Below are 19,504 nucleotides of genomic sequence, written 5' to 3'. Positions count from 1 at the left end.
TCTAGTCGGCTAGGCGGCTAGAGATCTTTAAAGGTGTGGGTCACGTCGGAACGCCAACGCGGTCCGCGCCAGATCGCGTAGCCAGACGTGTGCGGGGTCGGTGTCATAGCGCTGATGCCATGACAGGTACACCGCGGCCGGCGGCAGTTCGAACGGCAGTGGGAGCAGGGTCAGACCGAGAACCGTGGCCGTTGAACGCGTCGTCGATTCGGGGGCGGTGACGAGGAGGTCGGAGCCGCGCACGAACTCGAACGCGGCACCTTCGGTGGGCACGGTCGCCACTACCCGTCGGGTGAGGCCGAGCAGCGCCAGGGCGTCGTCGAGGGCGTTGCCGAGCCTTCCGCGCCGCGAGACGGTGATGTGCTCGGCCGCGGCGTACCGCGCGGCGGTGACAGCCTTGACCCGGGTGAGCGGGTGCCCTCGCCGCACGACGATGACGTGCTGGGTCTCAGTCACCCGATCGGCGCGAATGTCGGGTGCGGTCGGGCGGTTCGCGTTCGCCTCCAGGTCGACCTCGCCGCGACGCAGCTCGGGGGTGCCGGTGCTCGATTCCCCGATGAAGCGCAAACGCACGCCCGGCGCCTGCTTGCCTACGGCCGCGAGAAGCGCGGGGCCACTGAGGGCGACGAGTGAATCGTGCCAGCGGAGTGTGAAGGTGCGCTCGAGCGTCGTGAGGTCGAGTTCGCGGCTCGGTGCCAGCACGCCCTGGACCTGCTGCAGCAGCTCGTGCACCTGTTCCCGGACGGCGATCGCGTACGGCGTCGGGGTCATCGTGCGCCCGGTACGCACCAGGATCTGATCCCCCGTCGTGCGCCGGATCCGGCCGAGGCTTCGACTCATCGCGGGGGCGGTGACGTGCAGGCGCTCAGCAGCTCCGGCCACGCTGCCTTCCTCCAGGAGCGCATCGAGCGCGGCGAGCAGGTTCAAATCCAATTGCATGAGACTCACCCTAGCCATGCTTTACATGCACTTGCAGTCAATGATCGGCTCTCCTACCTTCGAGATGCGGGCGCGAAAGAAGCACGGTTTTCGCCTGGTCCGCCTCATCAACCCCCCTACTCAGACAGGAGCACCGCCATGCCCGAGTCGATTCAAACCACCGGAATTGCTGCCACCGCCGGCTCCGCGTCCGACGCCGACCTGCTCGCGCAGACCGCGAGCGCCGTGCGCGCGGCGGCTCCGGCGCTGCGGGAGCGGTTCGGCGACGTGGTCCGCTACCAGACCCGCGAAGAGCTGATGCGCGCGCTCGCCGCCAACGACGACGCGGTCCTCGACGTCCTGCGCCCCCGCCTCACCCTCCTGCGCCCGGACGCCCGCTTGGTGGAGGACGAACTCGCGGGCGGGGCCCTGCCCCCCGGCGAATGGTGGGTCCTGGATCCGGCCGAAGGCAACGTCAACCACCTGCACGCCCTGCCGGAGTGGGCGGTGACCGCCACTCTCGTGCGCGACAACCAGCCGGTGCTCACCGCGGTTCACCTGCCGTTGACCGGTGAGACCTACACCGCACTCGCCGGCGCCGGCGCCCACCTCGACGGCCGCCCGCTGCGCGTGTCCCGGACCACGGACCTCGGCCTGAGCCTCGTGGCCACGAGCCAGGCCAGGCCGGACGAGGACGAGAAGGTCGTGCGGCGCATCGGCTCCTCGATCACCGCGATGCTCTTCGATGCGCTCGTGATACGGACATCCGTGCCCGCCACCCTGCACCTACTGAACGTGGCCGCCGGCCGCATCGACGCCTTCTGGCAGTTCGCCGGGGCCCGCGCGGACCTGCTTCCCGGGGCGCTGCTCGTCGCCGAGGCCGGCGGGCAGATATCCGACGCCGAGGGCCGCCCCTGGACCCCGGAGAGCGAGAGCTTCCTGGCCGCCGCGCCCGGCGTGCACGCCGAAGCCGTCACCACACTCTCCCGCTGACTCCCACGAGAACCACAAGCACCGGAAGGACCACATCAGCATGACCATGATCGCCGTTCTCGGAAACGGCCGCGTCGGCGGCAGCCTCGCCCTTGCCCTCACCCGGGCCGGGCACGAGGTGACCGTGGCGGACCGCTCACCAGGCTCTGCCGCCGACGCCGCCCGGACAGCGCAGATCGTCATCAACGCCACCCCGGGCGCCGGCTCGCTGGAGCGGCTCATCGCGTTGCGCGAGGAACTGCAGGGCAAGATTCTCGTAGACGTCTCCAACGCCACCGTCGACGGACCAGACGGACTACCGGCCGAGCTGCTCTACCCCGGCTCAAGCCTCGCGGAGCGACTTCAGGAAGGTCTCCCCGACACGCACGTCGTCAAGACGCTCAACACGATGCTCTACACGGTGATGACCGCGCCCGCCGCGCTCGCCCAGACACCGACCGCCTTCCTCTCCGGCAACGACCCGGAGGCCAAGCAGGTCGTACGCGGGCTTCTCGCCGACCTCGGCTGGCATCAGGAGTGGATCACGGACCTGGGCGGGATCGAGACCGCGCGGGCCGCCGAGGCCGCGATCCTGTTCGTACCGCACGTGATCCGATCCAGCGGATTCGCGCCCTTCGCGATCTCGGTCACCCGCTGAAAGCCCGACGCAACTCGTCCTGAGGATGAGGTAAGACGTGGCGAGCCGGAGCGCCCGAACGGCTGCCAGGGCGGTAGGTGTGTCAATTCAACGGCCCTGTCTTCCGTTTCAGCCGCGTCTTCACCAACCCGGTGAGCTGGTCGAGACTGTGTTTGGTGAGGTCGGCCAGCGACCGCTTCAGGTACGACCCCACGCCCTCGACGGGGTTGAGCTCGGGGGCGTACAGCGGCAGTTGGTGGACGGTCAGCCATAACCGGGCGGCGATCAGATCATGCATGGTGCGGCTGACGTGTGTGTTCAAGTTGTCCCGGACCAGAACGACGGGGCCGCCGAACTGTTGGTGCGCGGCATCCAGCAGGCGGGCGTAGTCGGTCTCGGTGAAGCCCTTGCGACGGCCCTTGGCGGGACCACGGTCGAACTCTCCAGGGCGGACACGTTCCACGTCCTCCGGCACACGTACGCGAGCACCCAGCTTGAGGCAGGCGAGTCGATCGTGAGTGTGTCGCAGTGGCTCGGGCACGCTTCGCCGCAGACCACACTGACGCACTACGCTCACTTCATGCCCGGAGCGGGCAGGCGGGGCCTCGCCGCCATGGACGAGTGGTTCGTTCAAGATCCACAACCGAATGTCCCTGAGAAGTCCCTGAACTCCCCGCACGTCCACGGCAGGCCATAAAGCCGCAGGTGAGAGCGGCAATCGCACATACCGACAACGTGTACTCCGAGTACAAGGGGCCGCTGTACGCCGCTCCCCCGCTGCTGCAGCGCATGGTCGAGGCGGGGCGGCTGGGGCGGAAGACCGGCTCCGGCTTCTACACATACGGCTGAGCACTCCCCGGTCACAGGGAGCGATGCGGCACGGGCCCGGCACCTGCTTCGGTGCCGGGCCCGCGTGTTTCACACACCGTGTGCACCACGGGCACGCATATGCCTCTCGCACACTCTCCCCACGCGCTCACCAGGCGAGTTCACTCTTCATGCGCATGCAAAGGGATGCGGAACGACACCCTCGATCACGCAAAGGAGCGGACCCGTGACCACCGAACCCGAGCATCCCGTGGTCCAAGGAGAACTCGCAGAGTTACGTCGTCGCCTCGATGTGGCCTACGCCCAGGTCGAGGGAGGGCTGAACCTGCTGAGCCATCGCACCAAGGAGACCGCCAAGGAACTGGACGAGCTCAACACCCGCCTGGTCTCGCTGGAACACGCCCGCTGGCCGCTGCCCTCCCTCGCCGCGCTCACCGCACTGGGCGCCCTCGTCGTCACGGTCTGGCAGGCACTGGCCCACTAGTCGTCGGTGAGCCTCATGTGATGCAACAGGAGTAACGCGGCCGCCATGTTGGCGGCCGGGACCTCCCCACGGGCGATCATGTCCGGGACGAGCTTGAGCGGGACCCACTCCCGGCGGTCCGATTCGAAGTCGTCCACGGGGTGTCCGACGTACTCGCCCTCGTCGGCCCAGTAGATGTGGTGCCGGGCGTCGGTGAGGCCGTTGGACGGCTCCACGGTCATGAGATGGCGCAGGGGCCCCGGCCGCCAGCCGGTCTCCTCCTCCAGTTCCCTGGCGGCCGCGACGGCGATGTCCTCGCCGTCCTCGACGACTCCCGCCGCGAGTTCCCAGCCCCAGCTGTCGGTGATGAAACGGTGGCGCCACAGGAGGAGGACCTCGCCCGCCTCGTTGACCACCGTCGCCACGGCCACCGGCCGCAGCCGTATCAGGAAGTGGTCGAGGTGCCGGCCGTCCGGCAGCTCGACATCTGCGAGGTTGACGCTGAACCAGCGGTTTTCATAGACAGTTTGTTCGTTCTGTTTCGTCCACTGCACGGTTCTGCCACCTTCCGCCGAGTAAGTGGCAATATCGCAGCAGCGGCTCCGAAGGCCTACCGCGCCTGGAGCGGCACGCGCAGCGCGCCGTCGATCAACTCGGCGGCCTCGGCGGTTCCGGCACCGCCGCTGCGCACCAGATGCTCGCGTACCACGCGGAGTCTGTCGCGCAGGCGCTGGGACTCCATTCCGCGGACCTGCTCGGCCATCTGCACCGCCGTGGCCACCGCGTTCTCGGCGTTCCCCTGGCGCAGTTCGATGGTGCTGAGCATGGCGAGCCGGTGCACCCGCCCCCGGTCGTGGGCGGGGTTGTCGACGGCGGCCGCGGCATGCTCCCGGGCGGCGGCGAGTTCGCCCAGGCTGAGCAGCGCCTCGGCCACCTGCACATTGACCAGGCCGGGCTGGACATACCCCGTCTCGTCGGGTTCGTGGCCCCGCCGGATGCGTTCGGCGGCCGTCTCGGCCCGCCGGATGCAGGACAGCGCGCTCGTGCCGTCACCGAGGTGGGCGTACGCCTTGGCCTGCATCGCGTAGAGGTCGGAGGCGAGGGCGGGGGTGATGTGCTTGCCAGCGGTGCGCAGCGCGGCCTCGGCGAAGGCGACGGCCTGCCGGAACTCCCGCATGAACAGCGCCTGGTTGACAAGGAGCGCGATGACGTAGGCGCCGAGTCCGCGGTCCCCGCTCGCCTTCGCCAGGCGCAGCGCCTGGTGGAAGTAGCGCTGGGCGAGGCCGTGGGCGTCGGAGTCGTAGGCGCAGATGCCGGCGATCGCCACCAACCCGCCGGTCGCACGGTGCAGTTGACGGCCCGTGGCATCCGTGTAGCTGCCGCGCAGCAGCGGCGCCGCCTCGGCGTTGAGGAAACCGACGATCCGGGTGCGGGTGACCATGCCGCCGGCCTTGCGGTACATCTGCTCGTAGTGCGCCCGGGCCGCGCGCAGCATCTCCAGGTCGGCCAGTGTGACCCGGTGGCGCCCGCCGCGCGAGACGTCGACGTCCTCCGGAGGGTTCTCCCACTCCCACACCGGCATCACGGCGGGTGTGCCGGTGACCGCGGGGGCGCCGAGTACGTGCGGGCGCTGCTGTTCGTCGGAGCGCCACAGGGCGGTGGCCCGTTCGACGAAGCCGGAGAGCGAGGCGGCGTGCGGGACGCTGGGCTCGCCGGGTACGCCGAGGCCGATGTCGTCGAGGGTGACCTGGCGGTGCAGCCGGGCGGCGAGCACCTCGCAGATCAGGTCCGGCACCTGGCCGCGCGGCCGCTGGCCCTTCAACCACCGGGCGACGGCGGTGTGTTCGTAGCGTAGCGAGAGTCCACGCGCCCGGCCCGCCTGGTTGACGTGGGCGGCGAGACCGGCGTGCGAGATCCCCGCCTCGTCCAGGATCGCGTCGAGCAGAGAGTTGGGCTGCATGAATGCCCCCCGGGTGGCCTTGTGCCGCCAGCGTAGTGCGATCGCGTTCACACGGGGTGTGAACGGAGTACGCGCATCCGCAGCGTGCGCGCACTGTTGCGGAGAGTGGTGGCCCGGTTGACTGAACTGCCTCCCCAGAGGCCGGCCGGGCCGCCGGCTCCCCCCTCGTACAGTGCGGCGGCCTGGCCGCCGTTCGGGAGCCGGCGATGCATTGTCGGCCGCGGGTGGGTGGGGGCCGGCCGCCCCCGCGCGGCGGAGCCGCTGATGTCATCGCCCCGCACCCCCGAACTGGTGTGCCGGGGCGTGCGTTCGTTGCTCAGCACCAGGAGGGCGATGTCGTCGGTGGGACGGCCCGCCGTGTGGCGGAGCAGGGCTGTGAAGACCGTACGGAGGATGGTCTGAGGGGAGACCGGGCGGCTTCGCATCATGCCGATGGCCCCCATGCAGGCCCTGACAGAACAGACGGACCGGCCCCGAAAGGCCGGTCCGATTCTGTCGACGGCATGCCCTGAAAGGGCCGGATCCGGGAGGGATCTCAGCCGGATGAGTGATCCATCCCAGATGCGCGCGTACACGCGCCCTGTGGGGGCGCTGGGGGAGGAACTGCGCGACCAGCCGCACACAACCCGCAGCCGACCGCGGACAGTTCCCCCTGCGGCGCTCTGCCGCCGGCGCCTAGCCCCGCAGCACCGCTCCCGTACGCTCCCCGGCGAGGGCGACAGCCGCGTCGCGGGCAGCCGACGCCTCTTCGACGGTCAGCGTCCGGTCTCCCGCCCGGAACCGCAACGCGTACGCCAGCGACTTCTTCTCCTCGCCGAGCTGAGCGGCGTTCTCGTACACGTCGAACAGCCGGATCGACTCCAGGAGTTCACCCGCGCCCGCGCGCAGCGCCGCCTCGACCTCCGCCGCCGGCACCGGCTTGTCCACCACGAGGGCGACATCCTGCGTGGCCACCGGGAAGGTGGAGATGCTCGGTGCCTGCGGGGTGCCGTCGCCGACCTGCTCCACCGCGTCCAGGTTCAGCTCCATCGCGCAGGTGCGCGCCGGCAGCCCCAGCGCCTTGACCACCCGCGGGTGCAGCTCACCGGCGTGGCCCACGACCCGCTCGGCGCCGTCGGCGAGGACGGCCAGCTCGGCGCACCGGCCGGGGTGCCACGGCCCGTACTGGCCGGACCGCACGATGAGCTCGGCGCCCGCCTCGGCGGCGACGGTCCGCGCGGCCTGGACCGCGTCGGCCCAGTCGGCCGGACGGCCCTTGCCCCACCAGCCGACCTGCTCGCGGGCGCCCGCGAGGACGACGGCGACATGGCGCGGCTGCTCGGGCAGCACGGCGTTCAGCGCGGCGAGTTCCTCGTCGGTCGGGCGGCGGTCGACCGGCAGGTGCCCGGCGCTGCGCTGCTCCTCGCGCGGGAGGAAGACCAGGCCGGTCTCGAACAGCGCCAGGTCGTGCGCACCGCGGCCGTCGTTGCGTCGCAGCGCACCGAGCAGGCCGGGCAGCAGCGAGGTGCGGAGCGCGGGCTCCTCGTCGTTGAGCGGGTTGGTGAGCTTGACGACGCGGCGGGCCGGGTCGTCGGCGGCCAGGCCGAGCTGGTCGAAGACCTGCTCACCGACGAACGGGTAGTTCGGCGCCTCGACATAGCCGGCCCCGGCCAGCGCGCGGCCGACCCGGCGGTGCAGGCGCTGGCGGTGGGTCAGGCCACGGCCGGACGGCGGCTTGGGCAGTGTGGAGGGCAGGTTCTCGTAGCCCTCCAGGCGGATGACCTCTTCGGCCAGGTCGTTCTGCTCGAGCAGGTCGGGCCGCCAGGACGGGACGGTGACGAGCAGTTCGTCCTGCCCGTAGACGTCGCAGCCGACCTCCTGGAGGCGGCGGACGACGGTCTCCCGGCCGTACTCGACACCCGCGACCTTGTCGGGGTGGTCCGCGGCGACCGTGATGGTGTGCGGCGCGGACGGCGCGCTGACCTCGGTGACACCGGCCTCGGCGGTGCCGCCCGCGAGCAGCACCAGCAGGTCGACCGTGCGCTGCGCGGCGGCGGCCGCGGCCTGCGGGTCGACGCCGCGCTCGAAGCGGCGGGAGGCCTCGGAGGACAGCTTGTGGCGACGGGCGGTGCGCGCGATGGCGACGGCGTCGAAGTGGGCCGCCTCGATCACCACGTCGGTCGTGGCGTTCTCCAGGTCCATGGGGGTCCCCCCGGTCGAGCCCGTTCGAGACTGGGGGAGGTCGGCGATCTCGGTGTTGGCGCCGCCCATGACGCCCGCGAGGCCGATCGGGCCGCGGTCGTCGGTGATGACCAGGTCTTCCGCGTGCAGCTTCCGCTCGGTGCCGTCGAGGGTGACGATCTTCTCGCCCTCGGCCGCGCGGCGGACGCCGATGGTGCCCTGGACGAGCGCCCGGTCGTAGGCGTGCAGCGGCTGGCCGAGCTCCATCATCACGTAGTTGGTGACGTCGACCGCAAGGGAGATCGGGCGCATGCCGACCTTCTGCAGGCGGCGCTGGATCCAGATCGGGGAGCGGGCCTCCGGGCTCAGACCGGTGACGGTGCGCGCGGTGAAGCGGTCGCAGCCGAGCGGGTCCAGGACCTGGACCGGGTAGCCGAAGGCGTTCGGTCCCGGCACGTCGAGGAGGGCCGGGTCGCGCAGCGGCAGGCCGTAGGCGATGGCGGTCTCGCGGGCCACGCCACGGATGGACAGGCAGTCGCCGCGGTTGGCGGTGACGGCGATGTCCAGGACCTCGTCGACCAGCTCCAGGAGTTCGATGGCGTCCTTGCCGACCTCGGTCTCCGGCGGCAGCACGATGATGCCGTGGCTGCCGTCGTCGCCCATGCCCAGCTCGTCGCTGGAGCAGATCATGCCGTGGGAGGTCTTGCCGTACGTCTTGCGCGCGGCGATGGCGAACCCGCCGGGCAGCACCGCGCCCGGGAGCACGACCACGACCTTGTCGCCGACGGCGAAGTTGCGGGCGCCGCAGACGATCTCCTGGGGCTCGCCGGTGCCTCCCCCAGGGCCGAAAGCCTGGGAGGTGCCCCCAGCCCGGCCGACGTCCACCGTGCAGAAGCGGATCGGCTTCTTGAAGCCCTCCAGCTCCTCGATGGTCAGCACCTGGCCGACGACCAGGGGGCCCTTGAGGCCGTCGCCGAGCTGCTCGACGGTCTCGACCTCGAGACCGGCCGAAATGAGCTTGGCCTGCACGTCACGGCCGGTCTCGGTGGCCGGCAGGTCGACGTACTCCCGCAGCCAGGAAAGCGGGACCCGCATCAGATCTCCATCCCGAACGGCCGGGTGAACCGGACGTCACCCTCGACCATGTCTCGCATGTCCTCGACGTTGTGGCGGAACATCAGCATCCGCTCGATGCCGAACCCGAAGGCGAAGCCGCTGTACTTCTCCGGGTCGACGCCGCAGGCGGTGAGCACCCGCGGGTTGACCATGCCGCAGCCGCCCAGCTCGATCCAGCCCTCGGAGGAGCAGGTACGGCAGGGGCGGTCGGGGTTGCCGACGGACTCGCCCTTGCAGACGTAGCACAGCATGTCCATCTCGGCGCTGGGCTCGGTGAAGGGGAAGAAGTTCGGCCGCAGCCGGGTCTTCATTCCCTCACCGAACAGCGACTGGACCATGTGGTCCAGGGTGCCCTTGAGGTCGGACATGGTCAGGCCCTCGTCGACGGCGAGCAGCTCGACCTGGTGGAAGACCGGTGTGTGTGTGGCGTCCAGCTCGTCGGTGCGGTACACGCGGCCGGGGCAGATCACGTAGACGGGCAGCTCACGGTCGAGCAGCGAGCGGATCTGGACCGGCGAGGTGTGGGTGCGCAGCACGACACCGGACTCGGTGCCGCCCTCGGGACCCTGCACGAAGAAGGTGTCCGCCTCGCCGCGCGCCGGGTGGTCCGGGCCGATGTTGAGGGCGTCGAAGTTGAACCACTCGGCCTCGACCTGCGGGCCCTCGGCGACCTCGTAGCCCATGGCCACGAAGATGTCCTCGATGCGGTCGGACAGGGTGGTCAGCGGGTGGCGGGCACCGGCCGGGACCCGCTCGTAGGGCAGTGTGACGTCCACCGCCTCCTCGACCAGCACCCTGGCGTCACGCTCGGCCTCCAGCTCTTCCTGGCGGCCGGCGAGCGCCTTGTTCACGGCGCCGCGGGCCTGGCCGACCAGCTTGCCGGCGGCGGCCTTGGCGTGCGGGGGCAGGGCGCCGATCTCGCGGTTGGCGAGGGCCAGCGGGGAGGCGCCGCCGGTGTGGGCGACCTTGGCCTCCTGGAGCGCGTCGAGGGAGCCCGCGGCGGCGAAGGCGGCGAGCGCCTCGTCCCGCATGCGCTCGATCTCTTCCGGTTTCAACGCCTCTACCTCGACAGGGTCGTACGACTTATTGGGTGCCGACATCTCTTCCCGTGCTTCCGTTTGTCCCCCAGCTGAAGCTGGGAGGTGCCCCCAGGCGGTTGGTCCCCAAGACCGTTGGCCGGCCGTGTGAAGGACACAAAGGTGCCAAAGGCCGAGTCTAACGGGGTGGAGGTGGACGAAGAGCCCGTGGGCCGTCAGGCGAGATACGCCGGCGCGGCCACGGGCAACGTAAATCGGAACTCGGCGCCGCCCCCGGGGGCGCGTCCGACGGTGATGGTGCCGCCGTGGGCCTCGACGATGCCCTTGACGATGTACAGCCCGAGGCCGGTGCCGCCGCGCTTGCTGCCCCGCCAGAAGCGGGTGAAGACGCGGTTCATGGACTCCTCCGGGATGCCGGGCCCTTCGTCGCTCACCGTGACCGACGTGGCTGCGTGCTCCTGGCCCTCCCCTTCGCGCGGGGAGGCCGTGGCCGTGATGTCAATGGTGACGGTTCCCTCGCCGTGCCGCACGGCATTTTCGAGGAGGTTGCTGAGGACCTGGTCGACCTTGTCGGGGTCGGCCCACAGCGCGGGCAGCGGCTGCTCGACGCGGAGCAGGAAGCGGTCGGCGGGCTGACCGGCGGCGACGTACGCCTGGATGTGGCGTCCGACGGCCGCGCCTATGTCGACGGGCTGCCGGCGCACCTCCAGGCGTCCGCTGTCGATCCTCGAGATGTCGAGCAGCTCGGCGATGAGCCGGGTGACCCGGTCGGCGTCGGCGTCGACCGTCTCCAGCATCAGCCGCTTCTGGTCGTCGGTGAACCGTTCCCATTTGGCGAGCAGGGTGGCCGTGAACCCCTTGACGGAGGTCAGCGGCGAGCGCAGCTCGTGCGCGACGGTGGCGATCAGTTCGGCGTGGCTGCGTTCGGTACGCCGCCGGGCCTCGGTGTCCCGCAGCGATACGACGACCCGGCGCACGGGCCCGGTCGGCTCGGCCCGCACGTACCTGGCCGACACCAGCACCTCCCGGCCACCGGGCAGCAGCAGGTTCCGCTCGGGCTGGCCGGTCCGGATGGCGAGGCCGCCGTAGGGGTCGGTGAGCTGCCACCAGCGCCGGCCTTCCAGGTCCTCTAACGGCAGCGCCTTCTCCAGTCGCTGTCCGAGAGCGTCCGCGGCGGCGGTGGCGGTGATGCGGACGGCGGCGGCGTTGAAGCAGACGACGAGACCGTCCTCGTCGGCGACCACCAGTCCGTCGGGCAGCTCGTCGGGGTCGATGCCGGGCCCGGTGAGGTCGCCGTGCCGGGGTGCGGGTACGCGGCCGGTGCCGCGGCGGCCGCCCGGCGCGTTGCTGGTGCCGACACTCATACCCCGTACTCCACCTCTCAGACGGCGCAGCAGGCCCCCGAGGTGGCCACCCTACTAGCCCCTGCCGCCGGATTCCCGCCGCCCGCCCGAAGGGCGGGCGATTCGGCGACGCGGCGCGCGTGCGTGCCAGGCGTCGCGCGGCAGGCGGGGATCCGACGGCGGGGGCTTAGCTCTCGGTGACGGAACGGCACCCTCCGGAGGCGCGCTGGGCACGGGCCGATGCGTAGAGACATACGGCGGCGGCGGTGGCGAGGTTCAGACTTTCGGCCTTCCCGTGGATCGGGACGCGCACGACGGCGTCCGCGAGCGCGCGGGTCTCCTCCGGGAGCCCCCAGGCCTCGTTCCCGAACACCCACGCCGTGGGTCCGCCCATGGTGCCCTTGTCGAGCTCGTCGTCGAGGTCGTCGGTCCCCGCCCCGTCCGCGGCGAGAATCCGCACGCCGGTCTCCTTGAGCCCGGCCACGGCCCGCTCGACGGGCACGCCGACGGCGACGGGAAGGTGGAAGTGCGATCCGACGGAGGCCCGGACCGCCTTCGGGTTGTACAGGTCCACGGACGCGTCGGTGAGGACGACCGCTTCCGCGCCGGCGGCGTCGGCGCACCGCAGCACGGTCCCGGCGTTGCCCGGGTCGCGGACGTTGGCGAGGACGGCGACCAGCCGGGGTCGGGCGGCGAGGATGTCCTCGAACGGGGTGTCGAGGAACCGGCACACCCCGACGAGTCCCTGGGGGGTCACGGTCGTGGAGATGTCGGCGATGACGTCCTCGGAGGCGAGGTGGATCCGGGCGCCGGCCGCCCTGGCCTCCCCCACGATGTCGGCGTACCGCTCCGCGGCGTCGAGGGTCGCGAACAGTTCGACGAGCGTCGGCACGTCACCGACCCGATGCCCGGCCGCCTCCCGCACGGCCTGCGGCCCCTCGGCGAGAAACAGCCGGTCCTTGCCCCGGAAGTTCCGCCGCCCCAGCCGCCGGGCGGCGGCGACACGGGCGGAGCGGGGAGAGATCAGCTCGGGGGTGGGCATGTTCTGGTTCACCTTCGGAGACATCGGTAACTTCTTTGCCCGCCGCGCACCGCGCTTTCCGCCGCAACGGCGCTCAGCCGGTACGGCGGATTCTCTGCGGTGCCGAACCCTGCATCGCCAACGCGCGGCGCGGCGTGGCCGGGGCAACGGTTTCCCAGCACCCACCCGACTGCCCGCAGCTACGGCGTGCCCCGTGAGGGGCGCGGGGCTGAGTCGATGTGCGGCTGCGCCGCGTGGGCGCGATCGGCCCCCGCCGGCCCGCGGCCGAAGGGCAGCCGCAGCCCCGGCAACAGCAGGACCCGCAAGCCTTTCAGCCTGCGGGTCCTTCAGTCACGTCGGCCTGAAGCCAGCGCGGCGTCACGCAGCCTTGGGGGCGTTGACATCCGCGGGCAGCGCCTTCTGGGCCACCTCGACGAGCGCGGCGAAGGCGCCCGCGTCGTTGACGGCCAGCTCCGCCAGGATCTTGCGGTCGACCTCGACGTTGGCGGCCTTCAGACCCTGGATGAAGCGGTTGTAGGTGATGCCGTTGGCGCGGGCAGCGGCGTTGATGCGCTGGATCCACAGCTGACGGAAGTCGCCCTTGCGCTTCTTGCGGTCGTTGTAGTTGTAGACCAGCGAGTGGGTGACCTGCTCCTTGGCCTTGCGGTAGAGGCGCGAACGCTGACCGCGGTAGCCGGAGGCCTGCTCGAGGATCGCCCGGCGCTTCTTGTGGGCGTTGACTGCCCGCTTGACGCGTGCCACTTGTTAACTCCTTGTAGCGGGGCCGCGGTTGGACTCACGCGGCCCGGAAACGACTGGGTCCCGGTTGGTCTGACTCAGGGCGCGGAGAACGCCCGCGTGTCACTTGCCGAGAAGCTTCTTGATCTTCGCGGTGTCACCCGGGGCCATCTCGGCGTTGCCGGTGAGGCGACGCGTCACACGGGACGACTTGTGCTCGAGCAGGTGGCGCTTGCCGGCGCGCTCACGCAGGACCTTGCCGGAGCCGGTGACCTTGAAGCGCTTGCTGGCACCGCTGTGCGTCTTGTTCTTCGGCATAGCGCCGTTATCTCCTCGTCGGTGGCGCTCCGGTGCCCGGTCGTGAAACCGGGCACGGTGGAACGTCGCTCTTGTATCGAATACCACCTGGGGCTCGCGCCCCGGGTGCTGACCTGGGGCATTGGCCCCGGGGTCACGCCTCGGCGTGCTCCTCGGCGGGCACCTCGACCTCGGCGGCCTCAGCCTCGGCCTCGGCTTCAGCCTCGGCCGGGTTCTGCGAGCGGCCGGGGTTGGCCTTGGCGTCTGCCTTGCGGGCTTCCTGCGCCTGCCGGGCTTCGGCCATGGCCTCGGTCTTCTTCTTGTGCGGACCGAGAACCATGATCATGTTCCGGCCGTCCTGCTTCGGGTTCGACTCCACGAAACCGAGGTCCTGGACGTCCTCCGCGAGCCGCTGCAGCAGTCGGTAGCCCAGCTCGGGCCGGGACTGCTCGCGACCACGGAACATGATCGTGATCTTGACCTTGTCGCCCTGCTTGAGGAACCGGACGACGTGACCCTTCTTGGTGTCATAGTCGTGCGGGTCGATCTTCGGCCGGAGCTTCATCTCCTTGATGACCGTGTGCGCCTGGTTCTTGCGCGCCTCACGGGCCTTCATGGCCGACTCGTACTTGAACTTCCCGTAGTCCATGAGCTTGCACACGGGCGGACGGGCGTTCGCCGCGACCTCGACCAGGTCCAGGTCGTACTCCTGTGCAAGCTCCAGGGCCTTAGCGAGCGGGACGATGCCCACCTGCTCGCCACTGGGACCGACAAGTCGCACCTCGGGAACGCGAATCCGGTCGTTGATGCGGGGCTCGGCGCTGATGGATCCTCCTCGGTAGCACCACGCGACGGCCTGGCGGGCAGCCGCGTAACGTCTGTTTTCGTAAGACCTAACCGCGCCGAAGCACAAAAAATGCCCCGGACGATCACAGGCGGGGCTCCTCGAACTACCGGAACACCGCCGCGGGGATCGCGGGGCGCACAATCGGACGGAACGCCATCGCCACGAGTGGCGAAGCGACCGTCTGACCGGTGACCCGCCGCCCGGGGGGCGGTCGGGTGGGAGTTCGAAGCCTCCACTTGTGGGCCGGTTCAGCTAGCTGTGTGGCATACCTGTCCGGCCGGTCGTCCCACCAGGCTAGCAGCAAAGCCGGGGCAGGGCTAATTGAGACGGCCCGGCCTAGGTGAGAGCGTCCTGCCTCCTGCGCCTATCGTGTGGGGCATGAGTGAGACACCCCTTCCCGGCCCCGGTGACACCGGACAGTCCGACTTCGACGAGATGACCCGCGACATCGCCGAGGTCCCCGCGGTCGAGGTGATCGTGACGGTCGCCGTCAACCTGATGAGCGCCGCGGCCGTGAAGCTCGGTCTGTCTTCCCACGAGGAGGAGGCCGAGAAGTACAAGGACCTGGACGAGGCCCGCAAGCTGGTCACCGCCCTCGCCGGGCTGCTCGACGCGTCCGCGACCGAGATCAGCTCCTTCCACGCGGCCCCGCTGCGGGACGGCCTGAAATCGCTCCAGCTGGCCTTCCGCGAGGCCTCGCTCGTCCCCGACGAGCCCGGCCAGGGCCCCGGCGAGAAGTACACCGGACCGGTCTACGGCTGACCGCCTGTCAGTCCCTGACGTACAAGGGCTCGCCCGGAGGCGTGGTCCCGGCCGGCAGCAGTGCCAGGTCCAGGCCGCGCACCAGGCGGGCCCGCAGTGTCTCGTCGGCCGCGAGCCGCTCGGCGACGGCCCGGGCGGCCTCGGCGGGGGACGCCGCGGCCGGGTCGAGGACCAGCGCCAGCGTCCCGTCGGCCGATCCGGGTCCGAGGTGGGCACGGAGCACGGCGGGCTCGGCGGCCACCGCGGCCCGGACGGCACCGGCCACGGCCGGGTCGGCGAGCGGGTCGGTGGTCGTACGCCCCTCGGCGAGGGCGAGCAGCGCGGAGCCGGTCAGCTCGAACGGCACCGGCCCCGACATGTCGAGCACCACCGTGTCGGCCTTCTCGTGCGCGGCGGCCTGGAGCGCCTGGTGCAGGGGTACGGCGACGGGCCGGGCCGCCGGGTCCCAGCGGGCCAGCGACTCGGTGGAGGTGAAGGCCGGCAGAGCGGTGCGGTGGCCCGCCTTCAGGGTGGGGACGGCCATGTCGCTGGTCTTCTCACGACGCAGCCCGTTCTCGTCCTGCTCGACCTCACCGAGCACGGCGACCACCGGGACCAGGAGCCGGGCGCCCTTCAGCGCCTCGAGGACGGGTCCGACCGCGCCGCGGTCCTCGGCCCAGGCGGCCAGCGCGGCGGCCAGCCGGGGGTCGGCGGAGCCGTCGTCGTCGGAGTAGCCGGGGTCGGGAATGTTCTTCTTCGCCACGGTCCCCGACCTTATCGGTGGGATGCTGCTGCGGTTGTGCGGCCCCCGAAACCGGTTGGACACGGCTTTCACGGGAATCTCAGATTTCCCTGACCTGGTTCTAACGTCCGGCAAACGGCTCGCACAGTCCCCGCCCCGAGCATCGCGGGCATGGAGTCCTCCAGAGCCACCGCAGGTTCCCGTCGGGCCCGCCGCCGTACCCCGCGCCGGCGCCGGCGCGGGGGCCTTCTCCCCGTCTGCCTCGCCACCGTCGCCGTCGTCGGTGCCACCGCGGCGGGGACCGTGTACGTGAAGGCGCACGCGGGCGGCGACGCCGTATCCTCGGCGGCGTCGCCGGCGCCGTCCTCCTCGGCCTCGGCCGCGACGAGTGGGGAGGCGTCGGTGGAACCCGTGACGGAGCCGGCCGTGGACCGGGGCGCGCTGCTGGGTTCGGCGCTGGCGAAGGTGACGGTGCCGTCCGGGGCGAAGGTCTCGGCGGCCGTCCTCGACCTGGACTCCGGCGACAGCGCGGCCTGCGGGGACTCGTCCTTCGACACCGCGAGCATCGTGAAGGTCGACATCCTGGCGACGCTGCTGCTGCAGGCGCAGGACGCCGGCCGGCATCTGACGGCGACGGAGAAGGCGTACGCCGTGAAGATGATCGAGAACAGCGACAACGCGTCGGCGTCCCGGTTGTGGGACGCCATCGGCGGGGCGGCGGGGCTGGACGCGGCGAACAGGCGGTTCGGGCTGACGTCGACCGAGGGGGGCGACGGAGAGCTCTGGGGGCTGACGCAGACCACCGCCGCCGACCAGCTCACCCTGCTTCAGCAGGTGTTCGGGGACGACTCGAAGCTAAGCGCGGCCTCGCGGGCGTACGTCCAGGGGCTGATGAAGACGGTCGAGCCGGACCAGCGGTGGGGGGTCTCGGCCGCCGCCGACGGTTCGCGGTACGCGCTGAAGAACGGGTGGCTGGCGCGGAGCACGACGGGGTTGTGGGACGTCAACAGCATCGGGCGGGTGACGGTGGGCGGGACGGACTATCTGGTCGCCGTGCTGTCGAAGGGGACCGTGAGCCAGGCCAGGGGGATTTCCCTGGTGGAGGGGGCTGCGAAGGCGGCGGTGGGTTCCTTCGCCGGAGCTGATCCGTCGGCCTCCGCCTCGGCTTCGAGGTAGGGGAGGCGACGGCGGGTCCGGAGGCGGCCGCGGCCGCCTGGGGGCCGGTCGCGCCCGCGCGGCGGTGGCCGCGCATCGGACACGTCCCCGCGCCCCTTGCGGGGCGCTCCGGCTCAGGGTGTTGCGGAGACGGACGGGTCAGACCGTCCTGCGGCGCCCGCGCCACAGGACCGCCGCCGCCACCAGCAGCACCCCGCCGGTGCCTCCTGCCAGGGGGGCTGCCCAGTCCGTCGCGCCGGTCGCCTTTTCCTCCGGGTCGGGGCCGGAGCCGAAGTACTTCTTGCCGTACGACGCCGATGTCAGGTTCCGGGTCTTCAGGTTCGCCGCGGACTTGATCGCCGCCGCCGGGTCGATCATGCCGAAGCCCCGGGAGTCGTCGCGGCGGCCGCTCGGGGCGTTGCCGGCGGTGTCCTCCACGAGCTTCTTGATCTGGGCCGGGGTGAGGCCGGGATGGGCGGCCTTGATCAGGGCCACGGCGCCGGAGACGAAGGCGGAGGCGGCGCTGGTGCCCCAGCCTTCGTAGTACTTGTGGTCCGGGTCGGCGATGACGATGTCGTCGCCGGGCGCGCTGACCGTGGCGTACCAGCGGCGGGTGGAGAAGGAGGCGCGGACGCCGAACCTGTCCACCGCGGTGGCGGCGATGACACCCGGGTACGCGGCCGGGTAGGAGATGTGGTCGCCCTTCTTGCCGCCGTTGCCGGCCGAGGCGACGACCACGACGTCCTTCTTCAGGGCGTACTGGATGGCCTCGTCCTCGCTGGGCTCGGGGTGCGCGGAGTCGGAGTCGTCGCCGAGGGAGAGGTTGATGACGTCGGCGCCGTGGTCGGCGGCCCAGCGGATGCCCTCGGCCAGGGCGTTGCCCCGGGTGGAGCGGGCCCTGGTGCGGGCGCTGTCGCCGTCTTCGAGGATGACCCGGACGGGGAGGATCCTGGCCTCGGGCGCGACGCCCATCACGCCGTCGCCGTCGCCGGCCCCGTGGCCGTGACCGGCGATGATGCCGGCCATGGCGGTGCCGTGCCGGGCCCAGTCGCGGTCGCCGGGCCCGGCGCCGAAGCCGATCATGTCCTTGGCGGTCAGGACGTTGCCGACGAGGTCCGGGTGGTCGGCTTCGACGCCGGTGTCCAGGACGGCGACGGTGATGCCCTTGCCCTTGGTGGTCCGCCATGCTTCGTCGAGGTGCAGGGCGGCCAGGCCCCACTGCTGGGCGCGGATGCTGTCCGCGTAGGCGGTCGTGGCGGGCAGCAGGGCGAGCGAGCCGGCGAGCAGCAGGCTCATCGCGGCCCCGGTTGCGCGGCGCTTCATGAGGGCTTCTCCGTTGCCGGGCCGGCGATGCCGTGGCGCAGTCGCCGTTCGATGCGGTCCGCCAGGCCCTGGGCCTCGTTGCCGAGGCCGGCCTGGGCCGCGGCCGTGGTGGCGCCGGACGCCTCGGCGTCGGCGGCGGGCTGCGGGGCGTCGACGGTACGGCCGTCGGCCCAGCCGGAGACGGCGTAGGCGACGACCGGGGCGTCGGTGAGCACGGAGATCGTCCAGGAGGCGCGCTGGCGCGGTCCGAACCGCTCGGCGGCGGTGCCCTTCGCGGCGTACGGGCGGGGCAGCAGATCGGTACGGCGGTCCAGGCGCTCGGTCGCGAACCGCTTGGCGAGGGCGGTCATCCCGGCCGGGTCGGCCTTGGTGAACAGCAGGCCGACGGTCGTCACGTAGCTCTGGGTGGCGTCGGTGTAGGTGGCGCGGATCAGGCGCCGGCAGCCGACGGGGGCTAGCGCCTTGCGCAGCAGCGGGTCGAAGGCGTCGGCACAGTCCGTGGCCGGGGCGACGGCGATGCGGGTCCAGGTGCGGTCGGCTCCGCCGGGGCCGGCGCCGATGCCCTGCACGGTGGGCGGGAACAGCTCGTCGACGGGCACGTTGTGCCACAGGCCGGCGGCGGAGCTGAAGCTGGTCGCGGCGCCGGTGCCGCCGCCGTCGTCGACGAGCCAGCCGCCGGTCACCGCGCCGCCGATGAGGCCGAGGCCGAGGACCATGCAGGCGGCGGCAGCGGCGGTACGGGGCGCCACGCGACCGGCCAAGGACAGCCCCCGCCCCCGCTCGTCGTACCCCTCGGGCTCACCGAACGTCACAACGGGCCGCTCCCGGCCGGGAGTTCCCGCGCCGTCGCTCCAGGACATCGAGGGGTCCGGGGCGACGCCGAAGGGGTGGCGCGGCGGGACGGCCGGCCGATGCGGAACGTCGGCCGCCGGGGCCGTGTCCGGCCGCACAGGAGCACCGGCCGCCGGGGGCTTCGCCGGACGCGGCGGGGCGGAGGGCGCCGGGGGGCTCGTCGGCCGCGCGGGAGCGCCGTTCGCGGGAGCCCCCGCGGGACGCGGTGCGGGATCCGTGGGAGGCGAGGGCGTACCGGGCGCCGAGGAGCCGGCCGAAGGGCCCGCCGGACGCGACGGGAAACCGACCGTCGGAGTGCCCGTGGGACGCGAGGGCGCACCGGCCGCCGAGGTGCCCGTCGAAGGACCGCCACCG

The 19,504-nt window shown here is 71.7% G+C and carries 18 protein-coding genes and 3 pseudogenes; 7 read left to right on the top strand and 14 right to left on the bottom strand.

The window, feature by feature from the left end; translation table 11 throughout:
- Positions 1-27 precede the first annotated feature (27 nt).
- Positions 28-939, bottom strand: coding sequence for a LysR family transcriptional regulator (locus LQ326_RS01095; RefSeq protein WP_234531499.1), 912 nt, complete (start codon positions 937-939; stop codon positions 28-30).
- Between the two features lie 138 nt (positions 940-1,077).
- Here LQ326_RS01095 and LQ326_RS01090 point away from each other — a divergent pair, with 138 nt between their 5' ends.
- Entirely contained in the window at positions 1,078-1,911 is an 834-nt protein-coding gene (locus LQ326_RS01090) for an inositol monophosphatase family protein (protein WP_234531498.1), read from the top strand.
- A 40-nt stretch (positions 1,912-1,951) separates the two neighbouring features.
- Positions 1,952-2,548 (top strand): NADPH-dependent F420 reductase, encoded by a 597-nt coding sequence (locus LQ326_RS01085; protein WP_234531496.1) that lies wholly within the window; start codon positions 1,952-1,954, stop codon positions 2,546-2,548.
- Between the two features lie 103 nt (positions 2,549-2,651).
- Here the strand turns inward: LQ326_RS01085 and LQ326_RS01080 are convergent.
- Positions 2,652-3,035: pseudogene (locus tag LQ326_RS01080) on the bottom strand (transposase); the annotation flags it as partial.
- On the opposite strand from LQ326_RS01080, the pseudogene LQ326_RS49070 reads away from it, so the two are divergent.
- From LQ326_RS49070 to LQ326_RS01065, 3 genes and pseudogenes are all read left to right on the top strand, one after another.
- Positions 3,033-3,224: pseudogene (locus LQ326_RS49070) on the top strand (tyrosine-type recombinase/integrase); the annotation flags it as partial. The pseudogenes LQ326_RS01080 and LQ326_RS49070 sit on opposite strands and share 3 nt — an antisense overlap.
- A gap of 41 nt (positions 3,225-3,265) precedes the next feature.
- Positions 3,266-3,376 (top strand): annotated as a pseudogene (locus LQ326_RS01070) (3-hydroxyacyl-CoA dehydrogenase family protein); the annotation flags it as partial.
- 205 nt (positions 3,377-3,581) lie between these two features.
- Entirely contained in the window at positions 3,582-3,839 is a 258-nt protein-coding gene (locus LQ326_RS01065) for a hypothetical protein (RefSeq protein ID WP_181805394.1), read from the top strand.
- On the opposite strand, the gene LQ326_RS01060 is transcribed toward LQ326_RS01065, so the two are convergent.
- The 9 genes from LQ326_RS01060 to infC form a co-directional block, all read right to left on the bottom strand.
- On the bottom strand, positions 3,836-4,372 hold the full coding sequence (locus tag LQ326_RS01060; RefSeq protein WP_234531492.1) for an NUDIX hydrolase: 537 nt from the start codon (positions 4,370-4,372) through the stop codon (positions 3,836-3,838). The genes LQ326_RS01065 and LQ326_RS01060 overlap by 4 nt on opposite strands.
- Positions 4,373-4,428: 56 nt before the next feature.
- Complete coding sequence (locus LQ326_RS01055) at positions 4,429-5,778, bottom strand: NsdA family TPR-like regulatory protein (protein WP_234531491.1); 1,350 nt, start codon at positions 5,776-5,778, stop codon at positions 4,429-4,431.
- A 675-nt stretch (positions 5,779-6,453) separates the two neighbouring features.
- The gene (gene pheT / locus LQ326_RS01045; RefSeq protein ID WP_234531489.1) at positions 6,454-9,033 is read right to left on the bottom strand and encodes a phenylalanine--tRNA ligase subunit beta; all 2,580 of its coding nucleotides are present in this window, start codon (positions 9,031-9,033) and stop codon (positions 6,454-6,456) included.
- Positions 9,033-10,154, bottom strand: a complete 1,122-nt coding sequence (gene pheS / locus LQ326_RS01040; protein WP_181807777.1) for a phenylalanine--tRNA ligase subunit alpha — start codon at positions 10,152-10,154, stop codon at positions 9,033-9,035. The genes pheT and pheS overlap by 1 nt, the downstream gene beginning before the upstream one ends.
- Positions 10,155-10,306: 152 nt before the next feature.
- Positions 10,307-11,455, bottom strand: a complete 1,149-nt coding sequence (locus tag LQ326_RS01035; RefSeq protein ID WP_234531487.1) for a sensor histidine kinase — start codon at positions 11,453-11,455, stop codon at positions 10,307-10,309.
- A gap of 166 nt (positions 11,456-11,621) precedes the next feature.
- Complete coding sequence (locus LQ326_RS01030) at positions 11,622-12,476, bottom strand: TrmH family RNA methyltransferase (protein ID WP_234531894.1); 855 nt, start codon at positions 12,474-12,476, stop codon at positions 11,622-11,624.
- A 357-nt stretch (positions 12,477-12,833) separates the two neighbouring features.
- Complete coding sequence (gene rplT / locus LQ326_RS01025) at positions 12,834-13,217, bottom strand: 50S ribosomal protein L20 (RefSeq protein WP_055492778.1); 384 nt, start codon at positions 13,215-13,217, stop codon at positions 12,834-12,836.
- 99 nt (positions 13,218-13,316) lie between these two features.
- Positions 13,317-13,511 carry a 50S ribosomal protein L35 gene (gene rpmI, locus LQ326_RS01020; protein ID WP_046726698.1) on the bottom strand — a complete coding sequence of 65 codons (195 nt, stop codon included), beginning with the start codon at positions 13,509-13,511 and terminating at the stop codon, positions 13,317-13,319.
- A gap of 133 nt (positions 13,512-13,644) precedes the next feature.
- The gene (infC, locus tag LQ326_RS01015; protein ID WP_234531892.1) at positions 13,645-14,316 is read right to left on the bottom strand and encodes a translation initiation factor IF-3; all 672 of its coding nucleotides are present in this window, start codon (positions 14,314-14,316) and stop codon (positions 13,645-13,647) included.
- 399 nt (positions 14,317-14,715) lie between these two features.
- On the opposite strand from infC, the gene LQ326_RS01010 reads away from it, so the two are divergent.
- Entirely contained in the window at positions 14,716-15,099 is a 384-nt protein-coding gene (locus LQ326_RS01010) for a DUF1844 domain-containing protein (protein WP_234531480.1), read from the top strand.
- A gap of 7 nt (positions 15,100-15,106) precedes the next feature.
- Here the strand turns inward: LQ326_RS01010 and LQ326_RS01005 are convergent, their stop codons facing one another.
- Positions 15,107-15,841 carry an SseB family protein gene (locus tag LQ326_RS01005; protein ID WP_234531479.1) on the bottom strand — a complete coding sequence of 245 codons (735 nt, stop codon included), beginning with the start codon at positions 15,839-15,841 and terminating at the stop codon, positions 15,107-15,109.
- Between the two features lie 150 nt (positions 15,842-15,991).
- Between LQ326_RS01005 and LQ326_RS01000 the strand changes: the two genes are divergently transcribed.
- The gene (locus tag LQ326_RS01000) at positions 15,992-16,996 is read left to right on the top strand and encodes a serine hydrolase (protein WP_234531478.1); all 1,005 of its coding nucleotides are present in this window, start codon (positions 15,992-15,994) and stop codon (positions 16,994-16,996) included.
- A gap of 138 nt (positions 16,997-17,134) precedes the next feature.
- Here LQ326_RS01000 and mycP read toward each other — a convergent pair whose 3' ends face one another.
- On the bottom strand, positions 17,135-18,298 hold the full coding sequence (mycP, locus tag LQ326_RS00995) for a type VII secretion-associated serine protease mycosin (RefSeq protein ID WP_234531477.1): 1,164 nt from the start codon (positions 18,296-18,298) through the stop codon (positions 17,135-17,137).
- A complete protein-coding gene (locus LQ326_RS00990; protein ID WP_234531890.1) occupies positions 18,295-19,158 on the bottom strand; it encodes a hypothetical protein in 864 nt (287 codons plus the stop codon). The genes mycP and LQ326_RS00990 overlap by 4 nt, the downstream gene beginning before the upstream one ends.
- Between the last annotated feature and the right edge of the window lie 346 nt (positions 19,159-19,504).

The organism is Streptomyces shenzhenensis, from assembly GCF_021462265.1.
GTDB lineage: Bacteria > Actinomycetota > Actinomycetes > Streptomycetales > Streptomycetaceae > Streptomyces > Streptomyces shenzhenensis.
Note: the sequence above shows the minus strand (reverse complement) of the source record. Positions and strands in the feature narration are given on the sequence as shown.

Excerpts from the sequence above, each read along its gene's own strand:
- LQ326_RS01095 (WP_234531499.1), bottom strand. The coding sequence starts at position 939 with ATGCAATTGGATTTGAACCTGCTCGCCGCGCTCGATGCGCTCCTGGAG.
- LQ326_RS01090 (WP_234531498.1), top strand. The coding sequence starts at position 1,078 with ATGCCCGAGTCGATTCAAACCACCGGAATTGCTGCCACCGCCGGCTCC.
- LQ326_RS01085 (WP_234531496.1), top strand. The coding sequence starts at position 1,952 with ATGACCATGATCGCCGTTCTCGGAAACGGCCGCGTCGGCGGCAGCCTC.
- LQ326_RS01055 (WP_234531491.1), bottom strand. The coding sequence starts at position 5,778 with ATGCAGCCCAACTCTCTGCTCGACGCGATCCTGGACGAGGCGGGGATC.
- pheT (WP_234531489.1), bottom strand. The coding sequence starts at position 9,033 with ATGCGGGTCCCGCTTTCCTGGCTGCGGGAGTACGTCGACCTGCCGGCC.
- pheS (WP_181807777.1), bottom strand. The coding sequence starts at position 10,154 with ATGTCGGCACCCAATAAGTCGTACGACCCTGTCGAGGTAGAGGCGTTG.
- LQ326_RS01035 (WP_234531487.1), bottom strand. The coding sequence starts at position 11,455 with ATGAGTGTCGGCACCAGCAACGCGCCGGGCGGCCGCCGCGGCACCGGC.
- LQ326_RS01030 (WP_234531894.1), bottom strand. The coding sequence starts at position 12,476 with ATGCCCACCCCCGAGCTGATCTCTCCCCGCTCCGCCCGTGTCGCCGCC.
- rpmI (WP_046726698.1), bottom strand. The coding sequence starts at position 13,511 with ATGCCGAAGAACAAGACGCACAGCGGTGCCAGCAAGCGCTTCAAGGTC.
- LQ326_RS01010 (WP_234531480.1), top strand. The coding sequence starts at position 14,716 with ATGAGTGAGACACCCCTTCCCGGCCCCGGTGACACCGGACAGTCCGAC.
- LQ326_RS01000 (WP_234531478.1), top strand. The coding sequence starts at position 15,992 with ATGGAGTCCTCCAGAGCCACCGCAGGTTCCCGTCGGGCCCGCCGCCGT.
- mycP (WP_234531477.1), bottom strand. The coding sequence starts at position 18,298 with ATGAAGCGCCGCGCAACCGGGGCCGCGATGAGCCTGCTGCTCGCCGGC.
- LQ326_RS00990 (WP_234531890.1), bottom strand. The coding sequence starts at position 19,158 with ATGTCCTGGAGCGACGGCGCGGGAACTCCCGGCCGGGAGCGGCCCGTT.